Origin of the sequence: Cellulosimicrobium sp. XJ-DQ-B-000 (assembly GCF_031119065.1) — a bacterium.
In the GTDB taxonomy this organism is placed as follows: Bacteria; Actinomycetota; Actinomycetes; order Actinomycetales; family Cellulomonadaceae; genus Cellulosimicrobium; species Cellulosimicrobium funkei.
This window is the reverse complement of the sequence record NZ_JAVHYN010000002.1, coordinates 217,485-238,498: the sequence shown is the minus strand read 5'-3', so window position 1 is coordinate 238,498 and position 21,014 is coordinate 217,485. Positions and strand designations below refer to the sequence as shown.

General features: G+C 72.5%; 23 protein-coding genes and 1 tRNA gene. 9 read left to right on the top strand and 15 right to left on the bottom strand.

The window, feature by feature from the left end; translation table 11 throughout:
* The first annotated feature begins 37 nt into the window (after nucleotides 1-37).
* Nucleotides 38-652, top strand: coding sequence for a DinB family protein (locus RDI86_RS04945; RefSeq protein ID WP_076403515.1), 615 nt, complete (start codon nucleotides 38-40; stop codon nucleotides 650-652).
* 31 nt (nucleotides 653-683) lie between these two features.
* On the opposite strand, the gene rlmC is transcribed toward RDI86_RS04945, so the two are convergent.
* Nucleotides 684-1,808 (bottom strand): 23S rRNA (uracil(747)-C(5))-methyltransferase RlmC, encoded by a 1,125-nt coding sequence (gene rlmC, locus RDI86_RS04940; RefSeq protein ID WP_308820852.1) that lies wholly within the window; start codon nucleotides 1,806-1,808, stop codon nucleotides 684-686.
* A gap of 237 nt (nucleotides 1,809-2,045) precedes the next feature.
* On the opposite strand from rlmC, the gene RDI86_RS04935 reads away from it, so the two are divergent.
* A complete protein-coding gene (locus tag RDI86_RS04935) occupies nucleotides 2,046-3,692 on the top strand; it encodes a glucan endo-1,3-beta-glucosidase (protein WP_308820851.1) in 1,647 nt (548 codons plus the stop codon).
* A 115-nt stretch (nucleotides 3,693-3,807) separates the two neighbouring features.
* On the opposite strand, the gene RDI86_RS04930 is transcribed toward RDI86_RS04935, so the two are convergent.
* Together RDI86_RS04930 and RDI86_RS04925 are read right to left on the bottom strand one after the other, a co-directional pair.
* Entirely contained in the window at nucleotides 3,808-4,095 is a 288-nt protein-coding gene (locus tag RDI86_RS04930) for a DUF4287 domain-containing protein (RefSeq protein WP_076403510.1), read from the bottom strand.
* Nucleotides 4,096-4,166: 71 nt separating this feature from the next.
* Nucleotides 4,167-4,406, bottom strand: coding sequence for a three-helix bundle dimerization domain-containing protein (locus RDI86_RS04925; protein ID WP_043655044.1), 240 nt, complete (start codon nucleotides 4,404-4,406; stop codon nucleotides 4,167-4,169).
* 218 nt (nucleotides 4,407-4,624) lie between these two features.
* On the opposite strand from RDI86_RS04925, the gene RDI86_RS04920 reads away from it, so the two are divergent.
* Nucleotides 4,625-5,086 carry an ATP-binding protein gene (locus RDI86_RS04920; RefSeq protein ID WP_206153853.1) on the top strand — a complete coding sequence of 154 codons (462 nt, stop codon included), beginning with the start codon at nucleotides 4,625-4,627 and terminating at the stop codon, nucleotides 5,084-5,086.
* Between the two features lie 71 nt (nucleotides 5,087-5,157).
* Nucleotides 5,158-5,622: a hypothetical protein gene (locus tag RDI86_RS04915; protein ID WP_076403509.1), complete on the top strand. Its 465-nt coding sequence runs from the start codon at nucleotides 5,158-5,160 to the stop codon at nucleotides 5,620-5,622.
* A gap of 484 nt (nucleotides 5,623-6,106) precedes the next feature.
* Here RDI86_RS04915 and RDI86_RS04910 read toward each other — a convergent pair whose 3' ends face one another.
* Together RDI86_RS04910 and RDI86_RS04905 are read right to left on the bottom strand one after the other, a co-directional pair.
* The gene (locus RDI86_RS04910) at nucleotides 6,107-6,640 is read right to left on the bottom strand and encodes a hypothetical protein (protein ID WP_308820850.1); all 534 of its coding nucleotides are present in this window, start codon (nucleotides 6,638-6,640) and stop codon (nucleotides 6,107-6,109) included.
* Between the two features lie 892 nt (nucleotides 6,641-7,532).
* Entirely contained in the window at nucleotides 7,533-8,138 is a 606-nt protein-coding gene (locus RDI86_RS04905) for a hypothetical protein (protein WP_168944830.1), read from the bottom strand.
* 361 nt (nucleotides 8,139-8,499) lie between these two features.
* Between RDI86_RS04905 and RDI86_RS04900 the strand changes: the two genes are divergently transcribed.
* Together RDI86_RS04900 and RDI86_RS04895 are read left to right on the top strand one after the other, a co-directional pair.
* Nucleotides 8,500-8,919, top strand: a complete 420-nt coding sequence (locus tag RDI86_RS04900; protein WP_076403504.1) for a hypothetical protein — start codon at nucleotides 8,500-8,502, stop codon at nucleotides 8,917-8,919.
* Nucleotides 8,920-8,930: 11 nt separating this feature from the next.
* On the top strand, nucleotides 8,931-9,626 hold the full coding sequence (locus RDI86_RS04895; protein ID WP_308820849.1) for a hypothetical protein: 696 nt from the start codon (nucleotides 8,931-8,933) through the stop codon (nucleotides 9,624-9,626).
* Nucleotides 9,627-9,792: 166 nt separating this feature from the next.
* Here RDI86_RS04895 and RDI86_RS04890 read toward each other — a convergent pair whose 3' ends face one another.
* The 4 genes from RDI86_RS04890 to RDI86_RS04880 form a co-directional block, all read right to left on the bottom strand.
* On the bottom strand, nucleotides 9,793-10,056 hold the full coding sequence (locus RDI86_RS04890) for a hypothetical protein (protein WP_251176492.1): 264 nt from the start codon (nucleotides 10,054-10,056) through the stop codon (nucleotides 9,793-9,795).
* Nucleotides 9,947-10,651, bottom strand: a complete 705-nt coding sequence (locus tag RDI86_RS13850) for a DUF2637 domain-containing protein (RefSeq protein WP_374990520.1) — start codon at nucleotides 10,649-10,651, stop codon at nucleotides 9,947-9,949. Before RDI86_RS13850 ends, RDI86_RS04890 begins: the two co-directional genes overlap by 110 nt.
* Nucleotides 10,652-11,190: 539 nt before the next feature.
* Entirely contained in the window at nucleotides 11,191-11,565 is a 375-nt protein-coding gene (locus RDI86_RS04885) for a hypothetical protein (RefSeq protein WP_076403499.1), read from the bottom strand.
* Between the two features lie 330 nt (nucleotides 11,566-11,895).
* Nucleotides 11,896-11,968 (bottom strand) — tRNA-Lys (locus RDI86_RS04880).
* Nucleotides 11,969-12,353: 385 nt separating this feature from the next.
* On the opposite strand from RDI86_RS04880, the gene RDI86_RS04875 reads away from it, so the two are divergent.
* Nucleotides 12,354-12,635, top strand: coding sequence for an iron-sulfur cluster assembly accessory protein (locus RDI86_RS04875; RefSeq protein ID WP_021479822.1), 282 nt, complete (start codon nucleotides 12,354-12,356; stop codon nucleotides 12,633-12,635).
* Between the two features lie 155 nt (nucleotides 12,636-12,790).
* Here the strand turns inward: RDI86_RS04875 and RDI86_RS04870 are convergent, their stop codons facing one another.
* The gene (locus RDI86_RS04870; protein ID WP_308820952.1) at nucleotides 12,791-13,507 is read right to left on the bottom strand and encodes a M50 family metallopeptidase; all 717 of its coding nucleotides are present in this window, start codon (nucleotides 13,505-13,507) and stop codon (nucleotides 12,791-12,793) included.
* A 295-nt stretch (nucleotides 13,508-13,802) separates the two neighbouring features.
* On the opposite strand from RDI86_RS04870, the gene RDI86_RS04865 reads away from it, so the two are divergent.
* Both RDI86_RS04865 and msrB read left to right on the top strand, forming a co-directional pair.
* Nucleotides 13,803-15,326: a DEAD/DEAH box helicase gene (locus RDI86_RS04865; RefSeq protein WP_308820848.1), complete on the top strand. Its 1,524-nt coding sequence runs from the start codon at nucleotides 13,803-13,805 to the stop codon at nucleotides 15,324-15,326.
* 132 nt (nucleotides 15,327-15,458) lie between these two features.
* Nucleotides 15,459-15,887 carry a peptide-methionine (R)-S-oxide reductase MsrB gene (gene msrB, locus RDI86_RS04860; protein ID WP_034652513.1) on the top strand — a complete coding sequence of 143 codons (429 nt, stop codon included), beginning with the start codon at nucleotides 15,459-15,461 and terminating at the stop codon, nucleotides 15,885-15,887.
* Here the strand turns inward: msrB and RDI86_RS04855 are convergent.
* The 5 genes from RDI86_RS04855 to RDI86_RS04835 form a co-directional block, all read right to left on the bottom strand.
* Nucleotides 15,856-16,317, bottom strand: a complete 462-nt coding sequence (locus RDI86_RS04855) for a DUF2809 domain-containing protein (protein ID WP_308820847.1) — start codon at nucleotides 16,315-16,317, stop codon at nucleotides 15,856-15,858. The genes msrB and RDI86_RS04855 overlap by 32 nt on opposite strands.
* Nucleotides 16,318-16,336: 19 nt before the next feature.
* Nucleotides 16,337-16,834, bottom strand: coding sequence for a MarR family winged helix-turn-helix transcriptional regulator (locus RDI86_RS04850; RefSeq protein WP_034652516.1), 498 nt, complete (start codon nucleotides 16,832-16,834; stop codon nucleotides 16,337-16,339).
* Between the two features lie 170 nt (nucleotides 16,835-17,004).
* The gene (locus RDI86_RS04845; protein WP_163185888.1) at nucleotides 17,005-18,720 is read right to left on the bottom strand and encodes an MDR family MFS transporter; all 1,716 of its coding nucleotides are present in this window, start codon (nucleotides 18,718-18,720) and stop codon (nucleotides 17,005-17,007) included.
* Nucleotides 18,721-18,861: 141 nt separating this feature from the next.
* Nucleotides 18,862-19,362 carry a MarR family winged helix-turn-helix transcriptional regulator gene (locus tag RDI86_RS04840; protein WP_308820846.1) on the bottom strand — a complete coding sequence of 167 codons (501 nt, stop codon included), beginning with the start codon at nucleotides 19,360-19,362 and terminating at the stop codon, nucleotides 18,862-18,864.
* A gap of 186 nt (nucleotides 19,363-19,548) precedes the next feature.
* The gene (locus RDI86_RS04835; RefSeq protein ID WP_076403463.1) at nucleotides 19,549-21,003 is read right to left on the bottom strand and encodes a sugar porter family MFS transporter; all 1,455 of its coding nucleotides are present in this window, start codon (nucleotides 21,001-21,003) and stop codon (nucleotides 19,549-19,551) included.
* Nucleotides 21,004-21,014: the final 11 nt, after the last annotated feature.

The window sequence follows — 21,014 nt, the reverse complement described above, 5'->3', positions numbered from 1 at the left end:
GGCACCGGTGTGGGCGGGCGTCGGTAGCGTCCGGTGGATGAGCACGAGGACGGCACCGGACCACGACCCCAAGGCGACGCTGCTGCGGTACCTGAGCCGGGAGCGCGACGCGCTGCTCGCCAAGGCGGAGGGGCTGAGCGAGTACGACGTCCGCCGTCCGCTCACGCGCACCGGCACGAACGTCCTGGGCCTGGTGAAGCACGTGGGCAGCGTGCAGCTCGGCTACCTGCACGAGGCGTTCGGCGGCACGCACGACCTGGACATGCCCTGGTTCGCCGACGACGCAGAGGTGAACGCCGACATGTGGGCCACGGCGGACGAGAGCCGGGAGGAGATCCTGGAGCTCTTCCGCCGGTCGTCGGAGCTGTGCGACGCGACCGTGGCGTCGCTCGACCTCGACGCGCCCGGGCACGTCCCGTGGTGGCGCCCGGGGAACCGGGACGTCACGCTCCACCAGGTGCTCGTGCACGTCCTCGCGGAGGTGGCGCACCACGCCGGCCACGCCGACATCGTGCGCGAGCTCGTCGACGGCGCGGCGGGTGACGGGCGGGGCAACCTGCCCGCGCTGGGCGACGACGAGTGGGCCGCCTACCGGGCGCGCGTCGAGTCCGCGGCCGTCGAGGCGTCCCGACGCGCGGGGGAGCGCCCCTGAGCCGCGCGGCGCTCGCGGACGCCGGGCGAGGTCAGGCGCGCTCGAGCAGGACGGCGACCTCGTAGTGCGACGTCTGCGGGAACATGTCGAGCACGCGTGCCTCGCGCGGTCGGAGCGACGGCATGAGGGCCAGGTCGCGCGCGAGCGTCGTCGCGTTGCAGCTCGAGTAGACGACGTGCCCGACGCCGGACCGCTCCAGCCAGGTGCTGAGCGTCTCCCCGATGCCGCGCCGCGGCGGGTTCACGACGACGAGGTCCGGCACGTCCTGCCGTGAGAGGGCGAACGCGGTCGCGTCCTCGGCGAGGAAGGTCGTGCGGTCGAGCCCGGCGTCGCGCGCGGTGAGCCGTGCGCTCGCGACGGCCTCGGCGCTCGTCTCGACGCCGACGACGTCGCGACCGGGCCCCGCGACGTGCAGCGCGAACCCGCCCACGCCGCAGTAGAGGTCCCAGACCGTGGCGGGTGCGGCGTCCTCCACCCAGGCCCGGCCCTGGCGGTAGAGGGCCGCGGCGACGTCGGTGTTGGTCTGGAAGAAGCTCTGCGGGCGCAGGTGGAGGTCGATCCCGTTGACGTGCATCCGCAGCGTCTCGGCCTCGGTGAGGACGATCTCGGTCTCGCCCTCGACGACGGCCTTGTGCTCGGGGTGCAGGTTCACGGACACGACGCGCAGCGACGGGAGAGCGTCGAGCAGGGCAGGCAGGTGCTTGCGGACCCGCGGCACGGACTCGGTGGACCGCAGGACGAACCGCGCCATGAGGTCGCCGTCGGGGGAGAGGGTGACGAGGACGTACTTGAGCTCGCCGCGCCGCGTGCGGACGTCGTAGGGGACGAGCCGCGCGCGCGTGACGAACGCCGCGAACGCGGGGAACGACGCCTGGAGCGCGGGCGGGTAGAGCGGGCAGTCGGTGAGGTCGACGCCGCCGCCCTCCGCGAGGATCCCGAGCACCGGGGCGTCGGTGGAGCCGGTGACGACCATCTTCGCCTTGTTGCGGAAGCCGGACTCGGCGGACTCGACCGTCGGCAGCCAGGCGAGGTCCGGACCGAGGGGGGCGAGGAGCTCGGCGCAGTGCTCCTGCTTGCCGGTGACCTGCGCGGGGTAGGCGAGGTCGAGGAGGGTGCACGACCGGCACCGGCCGGCGTCGTAGTGGTGGCACTGCACTCGTTCGAGTCTACGGGCGACCGGCTCCCTCCCGGGGGCCGCGCACGGAGGGAGCGCCGCGGCGTCGATGCATGGCCCCCAGCACGCCGCACCGGACTCGGAAGAGCGCTCCCTGGCGTCGCAGGCCGCTGTCCGTTACGGTCGTGGCAGCGCTTCCACACCTCCTGTGGCAACGCTGTCGCCGGAACAGCCCGGCGACCGGTTTCGACGGAGCAACCGAACAGGAGCAGATCCGGTATGCCTCACGACAGGAAGAACAGCAGCAGACGAGCGTGGGCCGCGCTGTGCGCCGCGGTCCTCGCGGTGAGCGGGGCGCTGGTCGGCGTGGCGGCGCCCGCGAGCGCGGTCCCCGCGACCATCCCGCTGACGATCACCAACGACTCGGGCAGGGGGCCGATCTACCTGTACGTCCTCGGCGAGCGCGACGGCGTCGCCGGCTGGGCGGACGCGGGCGGCACGTTCCACCCGTGGCCCGGCGGGGTCGGGCCCGTGCCCGTCCCGGCACCCGACGCGTCGATCGCGGGACCCGGCCCCGGCCAGTCCGTGACGATCCGGCTCCCGAAGCTGTCCGGGCGCGTCTACTACTCCTACGGCCAGAAGATGACGTTCCAGATCGTGCTCGACGGGCGGCTCGTCCAGCCCGCCGTCCAGAACGACTCCGACCCCAACCGCAACATCCTCTTCAACTGGACCGAGTACACGCTCAACGACGGCGGCCTGTGGATCAACAGCACGCAGGTGGACCACTGGTCCGCGCCGTACCAGGTGGGCGTCCAGCGCGCCGACGGGCAGGTCCTCAGCACGGGCATGCTCAAGCCGAACGGCTACGAGGCGTTCTACACGGCCCTCGAGAGCGCGGGGTGGGGCGGGCTCGTGCAGCGCGCGCCCGACGGGAGCCGCCTGCGCGCGCTCAACCCGTCGCACGGGATCGATGTCGGCAAGATCTCGTCGGCCTCGATCGACTCCTACGTCACCGAGGTGTGGAACTCTTACCGCACGCGCGACATGGTCGTCACGCCGTTCTCCCACGAGCCCGGCACGCAGTTCCGCGGCCGGGCCGACGGCGACTGGTTCCGCTTCAGGAACGGGTCCGGGCAGGAGGTCGCCGCGTTCAAGAAGCCCGACGCGTCGAGCGTGTACGGGTGCCACAAGGACCTCCAGGCGCCCAACGACCACGTCGTCGGGCCGATCGCCCGCACCCTGTGCGCGGCGCTCGTCCGCACCACGGCGCTGACCAACCCGAACCAGCCCGACGCGAGCAACGCCGGCTTCTACCAGGACGCCCGCACCAACGTCTACGCGAAGCTCGCGCACCAGCAGATGGCGAACGGAAAGGCGTACGCGTTCGCGTTCGACGACGTCGGCGCGCACGAGTCGCTCGTCCACGACGGCAACCCCCAGGCGGCGTACATCAAGCTCGACCCGTTCACCGGCACGGCGACACCCATCGGGAACGGCGGCAGCACCGAGCAGCCGGGCACCCCCGGCGGTCTGCCCACCGGGACGGGTGCGCTCCGCATCGGGAGCACGTTGTGCCTCGACGTCCCGTGGGCCGACCCGACCGACACCAACCAGGTCCAGCTCGCCACCTGCAGCGGCAACGCGGCGCAGCAGTGGACGCGCGGCACCGACGGGACGGTGCGCGCCCTCGGCAAGTGCCTCGACGTCGCGCGCAGCGGGACGGCCGACGGCACCGCCGTGTGGATCTACACGTGCAACGGCACCGGCGCGCAGAAGTGGACGTACGACTCCGCGACCAAGGCCCTGCGCAACCCGCAGTCCGGCAAGTGCCTCGACGCCCAGGGCGGCGCACCGCTGCGTGACGGCCAGAAGGTCCAGCTCTGGACCTGCAACCAGACCGACGCCCAGCGCTGGACGCTCTGACCGCGCCCGTCGCCCGAGCGGCCCCGCGCCCCGGTGCCCGACGACGCCCGCTCCCGGGACGTCGTCGGGCACCGGCGTGCGGGCCGGGCGACGGCCGCGCCGGGCCCGCCGGGTGTCAGGCCGGCCGGGTCGCCTTGCCGTCGAGCCACAGCGTGTCGGAGTCGTCGCGGTGCGAGCCGTCGGACCCCACGTGCTTCGCCGAGATCTGCGGGCCCTTCGTGATGACGTGGACCATCGCCATGCCGTGCCCGCGGCCCAGGCCGTAGTCGTCCCGGAGCCACTCGAGGATCGGGGTCGCCTTCGTCGTCTCGTCGAACCCGCGCTCGTGCGCGAGGTCGACCAGCTGGCGCGGGGTCAGACCGGTCTTGTCCTCGACCGCGTCGAGATAGGCCTGGAAGGACATGCGAGCTCCTCGTCGTCGGGGCAGGTCGATCGACCCGCCGCGAACGTACCGACGACCGCCCACACCCGGAGTCATCGGTCGGGGCGCACGCTCCCGCGGGGCGGTCGGTGCGCCCGCTCGCCCGAGCGCAGCACGTCCATCACCGCGTTCTCCACCAGCACCGGCACGAAGTCGCGCACGTGCGCGGCCTGGTACCGGCCCAGCTCCGCGAGCACCTGCTCGCGGACGTCGTCCACCGGCACGTCCGGGAAGCGCGTGCTGACCCGCTCCACCACGACGTCGATCTCGCGGTCCTCGTCCTCGATCGCCATGGTCCGACGGTCCGGCCGCACCCGTCACGCGCGCAACCAACGGCGGATGAACGGGCGGTGTCGGCCCGCGGTCGGGCCGCCGTCGGGCCGCTGACCAGCCCGGTCCCGGTGGCCGGGCCGGCGGGCTCCCGGTGAGCCGAGCGGGACGGGGTGCGGGCCGGGGGTTCGCGTGTCAGGGTGGCCGCTCCGCTCCTTCAAGCCGCTGGAGGTACCCCCGCGTGGACGACCAGACCCTGATCGACGTCCCCCTCGACGACGCCGACCTCATCACGTCGATGCCGCCCGAGGAGTACCAGTTCGTGGAGGAGTGGGTGCTCTCCACGACGGAGGAGCTCTCCGCGCTGCGCGCCGGCCTCGTGGCGACGCTCGAGAGCCAGGGCGTCGCGTCGACCGGTCGGCTCTCGTCCACGCCGGACAAGCTCGTCCTCATCGCCTCGGAGCTCGCGACCAACGCTCTGCGCCACGGCCTGCCACCGACGATCGTGCGCCTCGCCCGCAGCGGCGACCGGTTCCTCCTCGAGGTCGCCGACCACGACGTGTCCTCCGAGCCCGTCTACGCCGGTCGCCGCATCCCCGGCGCGGGCGGCGTCGGCCTGCACATGGCCCGCCAGCTCTCGCTCGACGTCGGCTGGTACCGGACCGACGACGTCAAGACCGTCTGGGCGACGTTCACGGCCTGAGCGTCTGCTGACCACGGCGCGGGGCGCCGACCGGCGGTCCACCAGGGCGTGGGCATCCACCGGGCCGCGCCGTGAGAGACGCCGCATCATCGCTCCTGGTCCCGCTCGTCGGCGGCGACTGGGGCGACGCCGCACAGGCCGCCGGCGCGCTCGGCCTCGTCGCCGTCCTGTCCCTCGCGACGTTCCTCTGGTCCCTCCCCGAGCTCGGCGCCGGTCGGGGCCCGTGGGCGGCTGTCCTCGACCGCACCGGCCAGGACGTTCGGGCAGACCCGCGCCTCCTCGCTCGCCACCGCGACCCTGTGGTCCGACGTCTCCTGGCCCTCGTCATCGTCCAGTCGCTTGCGGCCGCGCTCACGACCCTGGCCCTCGCGGCCAGCGCGCAGCTCCCCGAGGTGATCCCGCTCGTCGACGTCGAGCCCCTTGTCCCTCAGCGTCCGGGCGACCTCATCGTGAACGTCTCCACCGCGGACACGCGGGCCGGGCTCGACTCGCTCGCGGAGCGGATCGCCGCCGAGCATCGACGATCCGATAGCTGACGCAAGACGCATCGTCGTTGGCGCTGGGGAGTGACTACACCTCAGCGCACGCCTCGCCATAGGACGGGTGCCCGGCGACGACGAACGTTGAGCCGTCGGACTCGAGGACGCTCACGTGCTCGGCGCCGAGCCCCTTGACGGCCTCGCAGACGGCGATCGCGCTCTGCGCTTCCGCGCTGCCCGCGTCACTGCGCGGGTCGGCGATCGTGGTCTCGACTTCGATGCGCCCCGGCTCGGTCTCGGTGGCCTTGGTGACGACGTCGCCGGCGACGGCCTGGGCGTCGGCGGTCCGGTCGACGGGGGCGCTCGCCTCGGCCTCGGTCGAGGTCTCGGTCGCGGGAGCCGCGGTGGCTTCGTCGGGTGCGTCGCCCGAGCACGCGGACAGGGTAAGCGACAGGGCCAGGATCGCGCCGGCGGCGAAGGTACGTCTCGTGCCGGGGAGCCTATGGCGTTGCTTGGTGCGATCAGGCGTTGCGTCCGGTATTCACCCGATGTCGTATGCGTCAATGTGTGGCCCCCAGTGCTCTGGCCACGGAGCGGGACGCCAGCCATCAGGGCGTGCACCCTCGTAGCCGCCGGTCTTCCATGCGCGCCCGTCGATGTCGACCCAGGACAGTTCCACTAGGGGAGCGGCTTGGATGTTGCGTGCGGTGTTCTTCTTAAGTTCCCGCCACTTCCCGCGCCACGTTGCAGTCTCGCCGGGCGGCAGTATGGAGAAACTCTTGTACTCGTCTTCGGGGATGACGACCCAGAAGAGATCTTGCCGTTCCGCCCCGTTATCAACAACGGTATGTGCGCTGATGCAACTGAGGTTTCTGACCGGTGCGTCGCTGCGATTCGTGACCGATATGGTGGTGATGCCACGGGTCAGTGTGCCCGTCGTCGTGGCCGTGAGGAGGCCTGCGTCACGTCGTGCGTCTCGCTCGGCGAGCCACCTTACGTTCTGCAGCTTCTTCTGCTGCTTCCTCAGCGCGCTGCTGGGCAGCCGCCACGGCCTGCTCGTGCCGGAGGCGGTCATCCCGCGCGTTCCCGCGCTGCGCGATCCACAGCGCGATTCCGGCGGCGGCGAGGGCGGCCGCTGCGCCGACCCACTCGCCGACCGTCCCCATGGCGAATGTCCTGCCTCGAACGCCTGCGGTCACGATCGCTCCTACCGCGCCTCCGCCAAGGAGCGAAACAGAGGCCAGCGTGATGGCAACTTGCGTCGTCAAGCGCTTCCTCTTGGGCACGGCGGTACCCCAGCGTGCCAGTCGCTGTCGAATCCCACCCCCCCCGGACACACAGGCGCGCCGTTCGCAGGTCGTGATCGATCGGGCAGATGTTCAGGATGAGTGAGGCGACACCGGCCCTATCTTTTGTGTCATGTGGGGAGAACTGTGGTCGGTCCTCGGTCCTCTTGTTGGTGTGGGAGTCGGTGGACTCATCACCTGGTGGACCCAACGCGGCCTTACAGCGCGTCAGGAGGAGGCCGCGGCGGCGCGGTCGCTCCTCGAACGCAGGCAAGCGGCCTACGAGAAGTTCTTTGCGACCGCGACGACCGCCAGCCTGTATCGCGCGATGTTCCTCGCGAGCACCGCGTCGCTCGAGGAGCTCGGGGGTCGGTCGTGGCCTCGGAGGTCGCGTTGGCTGGCGTGAAGTTCATCGCTCCGCCGGATACCAGCGTCGCTGCGCATCGCCTGAACGAGGCCGCCTATCTTGCCGAGGCTGGTGCCTCGGAAACGGAGAGGGCGGAGAACGCTGCCGAACTCACGGCAGCACTCGACGAGTTTCTCCGGCTTGCCCGCCGCGACGTTGGTGCAGGCGCGCCCGCGACGGGGCCCGCCCCCGTGCATCTCTGGGTCGCCAAGAAGGACGTTGGGGGCGGACCAGCGAGCGAATCTCCCGATCGTTAACCCCGCGTGGACGGGCGCCTAGACAGCGAGCAGGGCGGCGTCCGTGTCCGGTGTCTGGGTGTGCGTCCGTCGGGCCCGGACCGCGGACACCCGGGCGCAGACGCTCGTCCGGCCGAGGCCGAGCTCGTCGGCGATCGCGCGTCCGGACGGGCCCGTCTTCAGCGCGAGTCGGTCGATCTCGTCGAGGCGCTCGGCCACGCGGCCGCGGGCAGCCGTCCGGATCCTCCGGACACCGTCCGGGTATCCGCCGTCGGTCCGGGTGTCCGCCGTCTTGCTGTCCATGGTGTGCAGCAGCTCGGGCGTGCTCTTGACGACGAGCTCGACCGGCGCCAGCTCGCCGACGACGGCGTCCGCGTCCGCCTGTCCGGCGCTCGCGGACGTCGTCTTGGTGTCCGCTTCCGTCGCGGCCACGGTGTCCGCCACGGTCGCGGTGTCCGCGTCCGTTGCGGTCACGGCGTCCGGGCGGGCGGCGAAAGCGACGTCCACGACGACGTGCGCGGCGGCCAGCGTCATGAACGGGAATATGCCGGCCAGCGCCGCGCCGACGGCACCCTGCCAGCTCTGCGGGCCCGCGTCCCAGGCGTGCGCGGCGTTGATCGCGGACGAGACCTGGTGAGCACCCACACGAGCGTCCACGCGGGCCGGGCGCTCTGTCCGCGGTGCGCGCGCGGGAGCGCGGCCCGGCCGAGGGCATCCCGGTGCGGGCGTGGATCACGCAGCGCTAGAGCGGCGAGGCGCGCGTCGACGGTGAGGCTGTCGCGTGGGCGGGCCGCCAGGTCCACGTGCGCTACCTGTTAGCGGCTATCGGCACTGTTTGCGCAGGTCAGGCAGCCGAGTGGAGCTCTGACGTTGCCCGTAGCGCCTGCTGCAGAGCCGGTCGGGTCGGGGTTTCCCGAGACAAGGATCACGGTCGGGCGTACTGTCCCAGGCACCAGCAGGGGCTGCAGGAGTTCGCGCACGCTCCCGATGAGAGAGGAGCGTAGAAATGAACGAATCGATCGCTTTGCGTACACGCAAGGGGTTGATCCCCCTTGCTGTGCTGGCAACAATCCTGGTTGCCCTACTCGTTGGCGCTCGCCCGGCAGCCGCAGCAGCGGCGTGCGCAGCTGCTGAGAACGCCCAGGCCGAGGTTGCCCAGCTTCACGTCGCCAGCGAGCTCCAGGGCATCGATGAGCGGAGCGCTGTCGACACCGATGACGGCGGGGTCATCGTCACGCCGCAGGTCATCACCTGGACGCCCTACGACGGTTTCCACATCACGTCGTCTGCGAACTGTCAGTCCCGTATGGCGTACCTGAAGAAGGTGGCACCGGACTTCAAGTCATGGAAGTGCCAGCGGTTCTACGTGCCGGGCTGCCCGACCGGGTACTACTACTGGATGGTCATGGTGGGGACGAACTACTGAGCGCCATCACCGTGATCGAAGGGCTGCAGCCGGGGTCACGAGTGGTGGCCGCCGGACTCCCCATTGTGGTCGAGGGCGAGACAGGCCTCGCCCTGGACCCGGAACATGCCCAGACTGCCCCTTACGACTCGCCATGGACGGTAAGGGCCACGTGGCCCGATTCACCCGAGCTCACCCTGCGGCCTAACGAGCTGCTGAAGGTGCACGGGATCTGGGACGGCTCCGGCATCGCAGTTTCGCGCGTCACGGTCACGCGCAAGGAGCGCAAGCCCCGCCAGCAAAGAGCCCCTGCCGGCAGACCGATCGAGCCATCGCGCTACGCCATCCTGCGAAAGGCGCTCGACGCGCTCACGGCCGCGGACCTGCTCGCCGCAGTGCACACCACGTCACGGAGCGACCTCGTCGGCAGCTTGTGTGTGTTCGACGCCCGCACCGCCCAACGCGTGCTGCGCGCGGAGGGCATATCAGTCACCCAGTTCCGGATCGTCCGGTGCCGGTGGAGCCGAACCGAGCTGGGGACGGCACGCGGCCTGTACGCGCACGTCCCCGACGAACTGCTCAGCGCCTTTGGCGAAGCGGTGACAGAGCAGGTGCAGCCGCAGGTCCTCCTCGAGGTGAAACTCGTGACACTAGACCTTGCGCGAGCGGTCTCTGATCTTCCAACGGGCCTTGTCAAGGTGACCCCGTACATCCGACCTGATGCCTGAGGGCACGGGCGTGGCACCGACGCATGAACCCGACGAGGACCATTTAGCCGGGGAATACGTCTCGCGCGAGGGGCGCGAGGGCTGCGCGTGGCTGTGAGCCGACGCCGTCGAGCGGCGCTGACCCGCGCGGGCAGACAGACGCGGGTCCGCCCGCGCGGGAGGTGTCCTACACGGCGAGCAGCACAGCGTCCGTGTCCGGCGTCCGGGTGTCCGTCCGCCCGGCCTGGACCGCGGACACCCGAGCGCAGACGCTCGTCCGGCCGAGGCCGAGCGCGTCCGCGATCGCGCGCCCGGACAGGTCCGTCGTCTGGGCGAGGCGGTCAATCTCGTCGAGGCGCTCGGCCACGCGTCTGCGCGCGGCAGTCCGGATCGACCGGACACCGTCCAGGTGTCCGCCGTCCGCCGCGGTGTCCGTCGCCTCGGTGTCCACGGCGCGCAGCGCAGGTGCGCGCTCGACGACGACCGCAACCGGCGCGAGCGCGCCGACCGCAGCGGGCGTCTCCGGCGCTCGCGGCGACCGTCGTGGTGTCCGCGTCGGTCGCGGCCTCGGTGTCCGTGTCCGTCGCGGGGGCGGTGTCCGTGAGCGGCCGAGGGCGACGCCGGCGACGACGTGGGCGGCGGCGAGCGTCATGAACGGGAACCCGGCGGCGAGGGCGGCGCCGACGATGCCCTGCCAGCCCTTGGGCCCGGCGTCCCAGGCGTGCGCGGCGTTTGATCGCGGACGACACGGTGGTCAGGGCCCACACGAGCGTCCAGGGCAGACGTGCGCTCTGGCCCCGGTGGGTGCGGACGAACGCGGCGATGACGTACCCGAGCATGGCGACCTCGAGCGCGACGGGCACGAGCCAGGCGAGGCGGACGGGGATCGCGGCCCAGGGCGCGGCCGCGGACAGGCCGGTGAACGAGAGCGTGAACGAGGCCGCGGCGACGGCGACGAGCACGACGAGCAGACCGGCGAGCACGAGGCGGTTGTCGGGGTTGATCCGGGCGGCCGTCGTCGGGCGGGGCGTGGCTGTGGTGGTCATGGCGGTGGTCCTCTCGTGCGTGTGGGCAGCGGGCGGTGCGCGCCAGGCGGCGGCGCGAGCGGCGGCGAGCGTCTCGGGCGACGGCGGTGCGGCCGCGTGGGCGGCGTCGTCCCTGGCGACGAGACCGCGGGTCGTTGTGACGGGGCGGTCGGCTGCCCGGGGCGCGGGCGGGGGCGTGGGGCCGGACTGCGCGAGCGCGGTGCGGCGGTAGCGGAGCAGGCCCGCGCCGCGGGCCCCGGTGAAGTTCTGGGCGGCGAGTTCGCGGGCGACGTCGTCGGGCGTCCACCCGGCGGCGCGCAGCTCGCGGGCGTGACGGCGGACCGCCGTGGCCGTCAGGCCGCGGGCGAGGGGGTGGGAGCGGATCTCCTCCACCACCCCGTTCAGCAGGGCGTCCCGCTCGCCTACGACTTCCTCGACGACGGCGAGCGACCTGGTGGGGGATGGGGCAGGGGATAGGACAGGGGATCCGGCACGCCTCGCGACACCCTTTCGTCGCGAGGCGACACGAGTTCGTCGCGAGACGACACCTGTCGCGGCGCTCACGGCTCGTGCTCCTGGTGCTCGACGACGTCGACGTCGTCAACCCGGTCGTCGTCGTGCTCGAGCTCGACGACGTCGGCGCCGGGCGTCGTGAGCGCGTAGCGGGTCGTGGAGCCGCGCACGCCGGTCGAAGTGAGGGCGAGCCACCCGGCGTCGCGCAGACGCCGCAGTGCGGCCGTCGTGGCGGTTCTGCCCAGGCTCGTGCGTGCCTGCAGGCGCTCGGCCGCGACCCACACCCGCAGCGGCCCGGTGGACGCGTGGTCGGCGTAGGCGAGGGCGACGAGCTTGTTCGTCGCGGAGAGGGTCGACGTCCACACCGCGTCGCGCCACGCGTTCACGTGGCGGCGCGCGGACGTCGTCGGGTCGGGCGCCACCGGCGCTACGGGAAGGGTGCTGATAGCGTGAGCGAGAGCCATCTCGGAGGGTCCGTTCCTCTGGTGGTGGTCAGGCCCCGCTCGGTGTTCCAGCACCGGTCGGGGCCGTTCTGTTGTGGGCCTACGGGGTCGCGGGCGATTTTGAGTTGGTGGACCGCGCGCGCGGCGCGTCGACGCCGTCGGGGTCGCCGAAGCGGCCCGCGGCGGCGGATGCCGCGCGAGGCGCCATGTGGTGGGGAGCGGGGCGCTTGCGGCGCAGAGCTGCAACGCATCTGCAACGCAAGGGCCAGAGCAGGGGAGGAGTGCCTGGCGTTCTTGCAGGTCAGATAGTGGGCCCCGTGGGGTTCGAACCCACAACCTACGGATTAAAAGTCCGCAGCTCTGCCGATTGAGCTAGAGGCCCTGGACGCCGGTGGCGTCCACGCACAGGCTACCCGCGCCCCGCCGTCGGCAGTCCCGACCGAGTTCGGCAGCCCCGACTCAGATCGGCACGTGCGACCGCCGAACGCGGCAGAAAGTGCCGACCCCGACAGCGGGTGCCGATCTCAGACCCCGACCCCCGCGGGCGCGCACCCTATGCGGCGCTCCGCGACGTGTCACCCGCGGTCTTGCTCCGTGAGAAATTCGGTGAGAACCGGGCGTTTCGCTTGCGACGGTCGCGGGTTCTTGTTTCGGTGGAGAAGACCGAGGAGCCCGCGGGAGGGTGCACCGACGGCAGGTCACGCCGGCCAGGCGTGGGCCGCACGGACGTGTCCCGCAGGTTCCGCCCGGCGACGAGAGGAGCTCTCGTGCTTACCCTGACCGACAACGCCCGTACCGCTGTCCACGACCTGCAGACCCAGGCCGGCGTCCCCGAGGGAGGCGGTCTGCGGATCGCCGAGTCCGCGGACCAGGCGGGCAGCTTCGAGCTCGCGCTCGTCCCCGCCCCGCAGCCCGACGACACGGTCGTGGAGAACGGCGAGGCGAAGGTGTTCGTGGAGTCCGCCACGGCCCCGACCCTCGCGAACCTCACGCTCGACACGGACCCGAACGCGCAGGGACCGGCGTTCGTCCTGACGCCGCAGGGCTGACGGGACGTTCCCGGCGCTCGCGCCGGACCATCTCGACGACGCGTCCTCCTCCTCCAGGCGCGTCCTCGGTCCCACGACGGGCCGCTCGCTCCGGCGGGCGGCCCGTCGTCGTCTCTCGACCGGCCTGCGAAGGCCGCTCGACCGGTGCGCGTCGGTCAGGCGGCGGGCCCGACGATCCACGACCCGCCGAGCACGGCGGCGCCGACCGTCACGACGAGGAACACCCCGACCCAGAACAGGCCGGGCAGGCGGGTGAGGCGCGCGAGGATGTCGGCGTCGGAGGTGCTCGCCCTGCCGCGCGACCGCTCGGACTGCAGCTCCAGCACCGGCCGCACGGCGCCCAGCAGCAGGAACCACGTCACGGCGTAGGCGACGGCGCTCTGCACGGGCGGCGTCGCCCACCACGACACCCCGACGAGCGCGGCGCCGGTGACGAGCACGGACCAGAGCCCGAACCAGTTGCGGATCTGCAGCAGCATGAGGGCGAGCAGCACGACGAGCAGCCACAGCAGCCCGACGGCATACCCCTGGCGGAGCAGCGCGGCCGCCCCCAGGCCGATGAGGCCGGGGCCGACGTACCCCATGAACGCGGTGAGGACCATGCCGAACCCGCGCGGGCGCCCGGACGACACGGTGAGCCCCGACGTGTCGGAGTGCAGGCGGATGCCCGCGAGCCGACGGCCCGTGAGCAGGGCCGCGATCGCGTGCGACGCCTCGTGCGCGATGGTCACAACGTGCCGGGCCACGCGCCACACGGGCGTGACGAGCACGACGACGAGCGCGAGGAGGCCCATCGCGACGACCACGGCGGCCGCCGGGGGAGGGACGGGCGTCGTCGCGGCCTCCCACACCTGCCCCACGACGTCCCCCACGGACGCGGCGACGTCACTGCCCGCGGTGGAGGCATCGTCGGGCGCTCCCGCGACCCCGCCGCGAGGGAGGGCGGGCAGGACGGTGAGGGCGTTCGCCAGGGCGTGCACGCGCGACATTCCACCACAGGGCCCTGTGCCCGAGAGTGCCGAGACGCACCTCACCCGGCCGCCCGTCGTCGGGCATGAGACACTGGACCTTCGAGGGCAGCGCGATCCCGCGCGCCCGGCGTCGTGGAGATCCCCCCGGATTGCGTGCGGCGGACCCCGACCTTGAGCCCCGAGAGGCCCATCACCTGTGACTTCCTTTGCCGACTTCGGCCTGCCCACCCCTGTCGTGCGCGAGCTCTCGCGCCAGGGCATCGACTCCCCGTTCCCCATCCAGACCGCCACGCTGCCCGACTCGCTGAAGGGCCGTGACGTCCTCGGCCGCGGCCGCACCGGCTCCGGCAAGACGCTCGCGTTCTCGCTGCCCACCGTCGCCCGCCTGTCGTGGGCGAAGTCGTCGCGCCACCCCCGCCGGCCCCGCGCGCTCGTGCTGTGCCCGACGCGCGAGCTCGCCAACCAGATCAACGCCACGATGGAGCCCGTCGCCAAGGCACTCGGGCTCGTGACGACGACGATCTTCGGCGGCGTCGCGCAGTCGCGCCAGGTCGCCGCGCTCGACAAGGGCGCCGACATCGTCATCGCGTGCCCGGGCCGCCTGGAGGACCTCCTCAACCAGCGCCTGCTCACGCTCGACGGCATCGAGATCACCGTGCTCGACGAGGCCGACCACATGGCCGACCTCGGGTTCCTGCCGGGCGTGAAGCGCATCATGGACAAGACGCCGAAGCAGGGGCAGCGCATGCTGTTCTCCGCGACGCTGGACAACGGCGTGGACCAGCTGGTCAAGCGCTACCTCAGCAACCCGGTGCGCCACTCGGTGGACGACGCCGCGGCCGCGCCCCCGCAGATGACGCACCACATCCTCGCGGTGCGCGACGCGGACGCGAAGAAGCAGATCGTGCACGAGCTCGCCTCGGGCACGGGCCGTCGCGTGCTGTTCATGCGCACCAAGCACCAGGCGAAGAAGCTCGCGAAGCAGCTCACCGCGGCGGGCGTGCCCGCCGTCGACCTGCACGGCAACCTCGGCCAGGGCGCGCGCGAGCGCAACCTCGAGGCGTTCTCGTCGGGCGCGGTCAAGGTGCTCGTCGCCACGGACATCGCGGCGCGCGGCATCCACGTCGACGACGTGGAGCTCGTCGTGCACGTCGACCCGCCGGCGGAGCACAAGGCGTACCTGCACCGCTCGGGCCGCACCGCCCGCGCCGGGTCGGAGGGCGTCGTCGTCACCGTCATGCTCCCGGAGCAGCGCGGCGACGTGCGCGACCTCACGCGCAAGGCGAAGATCACCGCGCAGCCGCAGCCGGTCGCGCCCGGCGACGCGACGATCAAGGGGCTCGTCGGCGAGGTCGCGGAGTACGTGCGCCCGTCCGACATCACGCCGCCGCAGACGCAGGCGAAGCGCGGCACGGGCTCGTCCAACGGCGGGTCGCGCGCGTCGCGCCGTGGCCGTGGCGGCCAGGGCGGCGCACGCCCGGCCGCGCAGCCCGCGGGCCAGGGCACGACGGCGTCCCGCGGCCAGGGCGGTCAGCGCCCCGCGCAGCGCGCGACGGGTGCGGGTCGCCCCGAGGGCGGCGCACGGGACGGCCGCGGCACCTCGGGCGCCGGGAACGGCGCAGCAGGCCAGGGCGGCGGCCGCCGCCGTGGCGGCCGCGGCCGTGCGCAGCGCCCCGCCGGCGGGTCGAGCACCGTCTACTCGACCTCCAGCCCGCGCTGACGCCCCCCACGCTGAGTGCAGGAAAGAGTCGCGGTCGAACCGGTTCGGCCGCGACTTTTTCTGCGCTCAGCGGGTGAGGCGGGGCGGGAACACGGGAGCGGTCGGCGTGGTTGGGACCGTCGGAGGTGGACCATGACCAGCCAGACCCACGAGAACCAGCCCTACGAGGTCGTGAAGACCGACGACGAGTGGCGCGCCGAGCTGTCCCCGCAGGAGTACGCCGTGCTGCGGCAGGCCGGGACCGAGCGCGCGTGGACGGGCGAGCTGCTCGACGAGAAGCGCGTCGGCGTCTACGCGTGTCGCGCGTGCGGCAACGAGCTGTTCCGCTCCGACACGAAGTTCGACTCGCACTGCGGGTGGCCGAGCTTCTTCAGCCCGCTCGCGGGTGACCGCGTCGAGCTGCTCACCGACCGCAGCCACGGCATGGTGCGCACCGAGGTGCGCTGCGCGCGCTGCGGCTCGCACCTGGGCCACGTGTTCGACGACGCGCCCCAGACCCCGACGGGCGACCGGTTCTGCATGAACTCGGTCAGCCTGACGTTCGAGGCCGGCGCGGAGTAGCCGACCGGGCGCCGACGCCCGCGTCGACCACGCACGCGAGCGCCACGCCCACCAGATAGCAGACCAGGTCCCGCACCGCGAACGTGCTGCCCAGCAGCCACGCCGCGGGCGGGACCGCGTCGTTCACGGCGGCGGCGACGCCCGTCGCCTGGAGCGCCTCGACCGCCCAGCACCACCCCAGCGCGACGGCGCCCGCCACGAGCGGGCGCACGCGCGGCGCCACGAGGACCACGAGGACGAAGGTCGCGACGGCGTAGAGCACGTCGCCGCCGACGTCGCCCCACGGGTCGGGGACGCGCGTCGCGACGACGAGGCCCGCCACCACGACCAGCGCGAGGACGAGCGCGACGACGGGCTGCCGTCGGACCCGGGCCGCCCCGCGACCGCGCGGGGCGACGTGGGGCGGGCGGGCGCCGTCGGGCACGGTCATGCTGCGCCGGGGGCCAGGGTCACCGGTTGGCGGCCCAGCGCACGACGTCCTCGGAGTACCGGTGCAGGAGCGTCGCGAGCGTCGCGACGTCGCGTTGGTCCCAGCCCTCCAGCGCCTCGGTGATCGACGTGACCCGCCCGCTGTGCGCGGCGTGGAGCCGCGCCTCGCCGTCGGGCGTCAGGGTGATGAGCTGGCCGCGCGAGTCGTCGGGGTCGACCTCGCGCGCGACGAGGCCGAGGTCGTGCAGGCGGCTGAGCTGGCGCGAGATCGTCGCGCGCCCCACGCCGAACTGCGCCGCGAGCTCCGAGCCGCGGACCCCGGGGTGGTCGGCGATGTGGGCGAGCAGCGGGTACGCGCTCGCCTCGAGGTCGGGGTGGATACGACGGGCCATGCCCGTGGCGACCGCGCCGGCGCGGCGCAGCAGGATCCGCAGCTCGCGTTCGAGGTCGACGTACGCGTCGTCGTCGACGTGCGCGGTGTCGGGAGCGGGGCGGGCCGGAGCGGTCTCGGGGGGCACAGGGCCATCATGGCGCGAAGGGCACGGCCCGGTCACCTTCCTCCCCGGAACCTCACCCGCACGGGGCGACGGGAGCTCCCCGCGCACGACCGAGGGGGCGGTCCCGGACGGTCCGGGACCACCCCCTCGGGGTGTGTCGGCGGTGCCCCCGTGCGGCGGGGACGCCGACCTCAGCGCGACCGGCGCGCGGTCGCCTCGTCGTCGACCACGCCCGCGGGCTCGTAGGCGCCGAGCAGCGTGGACTCCGTCTCCTCCGCGAGGGTCACGCGACCGGGGGTCGCGTCGACCGGGGCGTCCGTGCCGAGCAGGGCCGCCTCCTTCTCGAGGCGCTCCTGGAGGCCGGTCTTGGTGCCGAGCGGCACCTCCTTGAGGAACGACACGGCGATGAGCGCGACGAGCGCGAGGGGTACCGCGACGAGGAAGATCTCGGCGATCCCGTCGCCGTAGGACTTCTCCACGAGGTCCTTGATCGGCGCGGGCAGGGTCGAGACGTCGGGCACGGCGTTGCCGCCGCCCATCGAGCCGGCCGGGACGCCGAGCTGCGTGAGGCCGTCCTGGATCGACGTCGTGACCTTGTTCGCGAGCACCGCGCCGAGCACGGACACGCCGATCGCACCGCCGAGGCTGCGGAAGAACGCGACGGTCGAGGTCCCGGCGCCCATCTCCTCCACGGCGAGCGTGTTCTGCACGGCGAGCACGAGGTTCTGCATGAGCATGCCCATGCTCACGCCGAGGAAGAACAGGTAGACGCTGATCAGCGTGAAGCTCGTGTGGTAGTCGATCGTCGACAGCGCGAAGAGCGACGCGACGAGGACCGCGCCACCGGTGACCATGAAGGCCTTGTATCGGCCGTAGCGCGTGATGAGCTGGCCGAACAGTGTCGACGCGACGAAGGTGCCGACGATCATCGGGATCGTGAGGAGGCCGGACTCGGTCGGGGTCTTGCCGCGCGCGACCTGCATGTACTGGCTGAGGAACACCGCGGTCCCGAACATCGCGACGCCGACCGCGACGGACGCGACGACCGCGAGGACGAACGTGCGATTCTTGAACAGGTGCAGCGGGATGAGCGGCTCGGGCGTGACGCGCTCGACGAGCACGGCACCGACGAGCGCGACGACCGCGCCGCCGACCATCGCGAAGGTCTGCCACGAGAGCCACTCGAAGTTCTGCCCGGCGAACGTGACCCACAGCAGGAGCGAGGACACGCCGGCGCTGATGAGGATCGCGCCCCAGTAGTCGATCCGGACGACGCGCCGCGCGACCTTCGGCAGGTGCAGCGTGCGCTGGAGGACGACGATCGCGGCGATGGCGAACGGCAGGCCCACGAAGAAGTTGAGGCGCCAGCTCACGGCGTCGGTGAGGACGCCGCCGAGGAGCGGCCCGCCGATCTGGCTGACGGCCATGATGCCGCCCATGAGGCCCATGAACTTGCCGCGCTCGCGCGGCGAGATGATGTCGGTGATGAGCACCGTGGCGAGCGCCATGAGGCCACCGGCGCCGATGCCCTGGAACGCGCGCAGCGCGATGAGGGTGCCGACGTTCTGCGAGAGCCCCGCGAGCGCGGAGGACACGACCGCGACGACGAGCGCGATCTGGATGAGGACCTTGCGGTTGGTGAGGTCGGCGAGCTTGCCCCAGATGGGGGTCGAGATCGTCATGGCGAGGAGGGTCGAGGTGACGACCCACGTGTACGACGACTGCGAGCCGTCGAGGTCGCTGACGATCTTCGGGAGCGAGCTCGAGACGATCGAGCTCGCGAGGATCGCCACGAACATGCCGAGGAGGATCCCGGAGAGGGACTCCATGACCTCGCGGCGGGTCATCGGTGCGGGGGCGCCGGCGCTGCCGGGCGGTGCGGTGCGTTCTGCGGGGGTGGTGGTCATCAGGCGTTGGGTTCCTTGCTCACGAGGCCGGGGCGGGGCGCACGCGTCGGGGGGCGGTGTCAGGTGGTCGGAGGCCGGTCCGCGGTGCGGCCGGTGGTCGGGGCGCGTGCCCGACGGCGCAGGGCCGCCGGGCGCCGTCGGTCACCCGGTGGTGCGGGGGGAGTCGTGGACCGCGACGACCGCCGCGGCGACGCGCTCGATGTGGCGCGTGGCCTCGACGATCTCCTCGTCGCCCCAGTCCGCGAACGTCGTCGCGGCGAGGACGTCGATGTGCTCGGACGCCCGCACCAGGAGTGCGCGGCCCGCCTCGGTGAGCTCGACGGTCCGGGCCCGCCGGTCGTCGTCGTCCACCGTGCGGCGCACGAGGCCCGCGTCGACCAGGTGGCTCACCTGTCGGCTCGCGACGGAGAGGTCGACCCGGAGCTTCGCCGCGACGTCCCCGAGCTGGACGGGCCCGCAGTGCTGGAGCATCCGGAGCAGGCCGAACGACGCCCGCGGCATGTCGAGGTCGCGGGCGATCCGGACGGCGGACTCCCGCTGGGCGCGCGCGAGGTCGTCGAGCGCGCGGACGAGACCCGCCGCGGGTGACGGGTCGGGGGTGAGTCCGGGGTCCGCGACGTCGGTCGCGGGAAGGGCGGTCACAGGCACAGGCACTCCTTGGTTGCTGCAGGCAAGCATACTCCGCGAAGTTGCTTTCAGCAACCATTGTGTGAGGCAAGGAATTCCTGGCCCGGCAGAGCCGGTGGCGGGAACGACGGAGCCCGGGCCCGTCCCCGCCGTCGCAGCGGTGTAGGAGGACCCGGGCTCGGCGCGGACCCGGAGGGGGGATCAGCGCCCGGAGCGGCTCTTGGCCTGGTCGCCCATGTCCTCCAGCTCGACACCCTTCGTCTCCGGCACCTTGCTCAGGACGAAGACGAACGAGAGCGCCGCGAAGATCGCGTACATCAGGTAGGGGATCGAGGCGCCGAAGGCGGCGAGCATCGGCGGGAACGTCAGGGTGATGGCGAAGTTTGCCAGCCACTGCGCCATGGCCGCCACGCCCAGGGCGGCGGCCCGGATCCGGTTCGGGAACATCTCGCCCAGGAGGACCCAGACGAGCGGGCCCCACGACGCCCCGAAGAACACGACGAACGCGTTCGCGGCCACGAGGGCGATCGGGCCCCACGGGTCCGGCAGGCTGATGTTGTCCCCGCTCCCGCTGGCCTGTGTGAAGGCGAGCGCCATGATCCCGAGCGAGAGCGTCATCCCGGCGGAGCCGATGAGCAGGATCGGGCGTCGGCCCACCTTGTCGACGAGCGCGATCGCGATGAACGTCACCGCGACGTTCGTCACGGACGTGATCGTCGAGACGAGGAACGACTGGCTCTCGTCGAAGCCGACGGCCTGCCACAGCGTCGTCGAGTAGTAGAAGATCACGTTGATCCCGACGAACTGCTGGAACACCGAGAGCAGGATGCCGACCCACACGATCGGCTTGAGGCCCAGCGCCGAGCCCTTGAGCGTGCCCTCCTGCGCGTTCTTCTCGTCGACGGCGATCGAGCGGTGGATCTGCGCGATGCGGTCGTCGACGTCCTCGTCCGGGCCGAGCACGGACTCGAGCACGGCGCGCGCGTCGTCGTCCCGGCCCTTCGCCACCAGGTACCGGGGCGACTCGGGGATGCGCAGGGCGAGGATGCCGTAGACCGCCGCGGGGACGACGCAGACGAGGAACATCCAGCGCCACGCCTCCCACCCGAGCCACAGCTCGTTGGACGCGCCGCCCGCCGTCTCCGCGAGGAGCTGGTCGGAGAGCAGCGCGGCGAAGATACCGATCGTGATGGCGAGCTGCTGGAGCGAGCCCATGCGGCCGCGCAGCCGGGCCGGCGCGATCTCCGCGATGTACGCGGGCGCGATGACCGAGGCGATACCGATGCCGACGCCCGCCATGAACCGCCAGATGGCCAGGTCGAAGGCCGACCACGCGATCGCCGAGAGGATCGAGGAGACGAAGAACAGGACGGCGCCGAACACCATGACGCGCGTGCGGCCCCACCGGTCGGCGAGGCGGCCGCCCGACCACGCGCCGAGCGCGCACCCGAGGAGAGCGATCGCGACGACGAGGCCCGTCACCGCGGAGTCGAGGTCGAACTGGCCCTCGATCGCCGCGACGGCGCCGTTGATGACCGAGCTGTCGAACCCGAAGAGGAAGCCGCCGACCGCGGCCGCGACGGCGAGGCCGATCGCCTTCCGGTGGGCGCTCCGCTCGCTCACGGTCCTCTGACCTGCTGCGCCGCTGCTCGACATCTCGCCCTCCG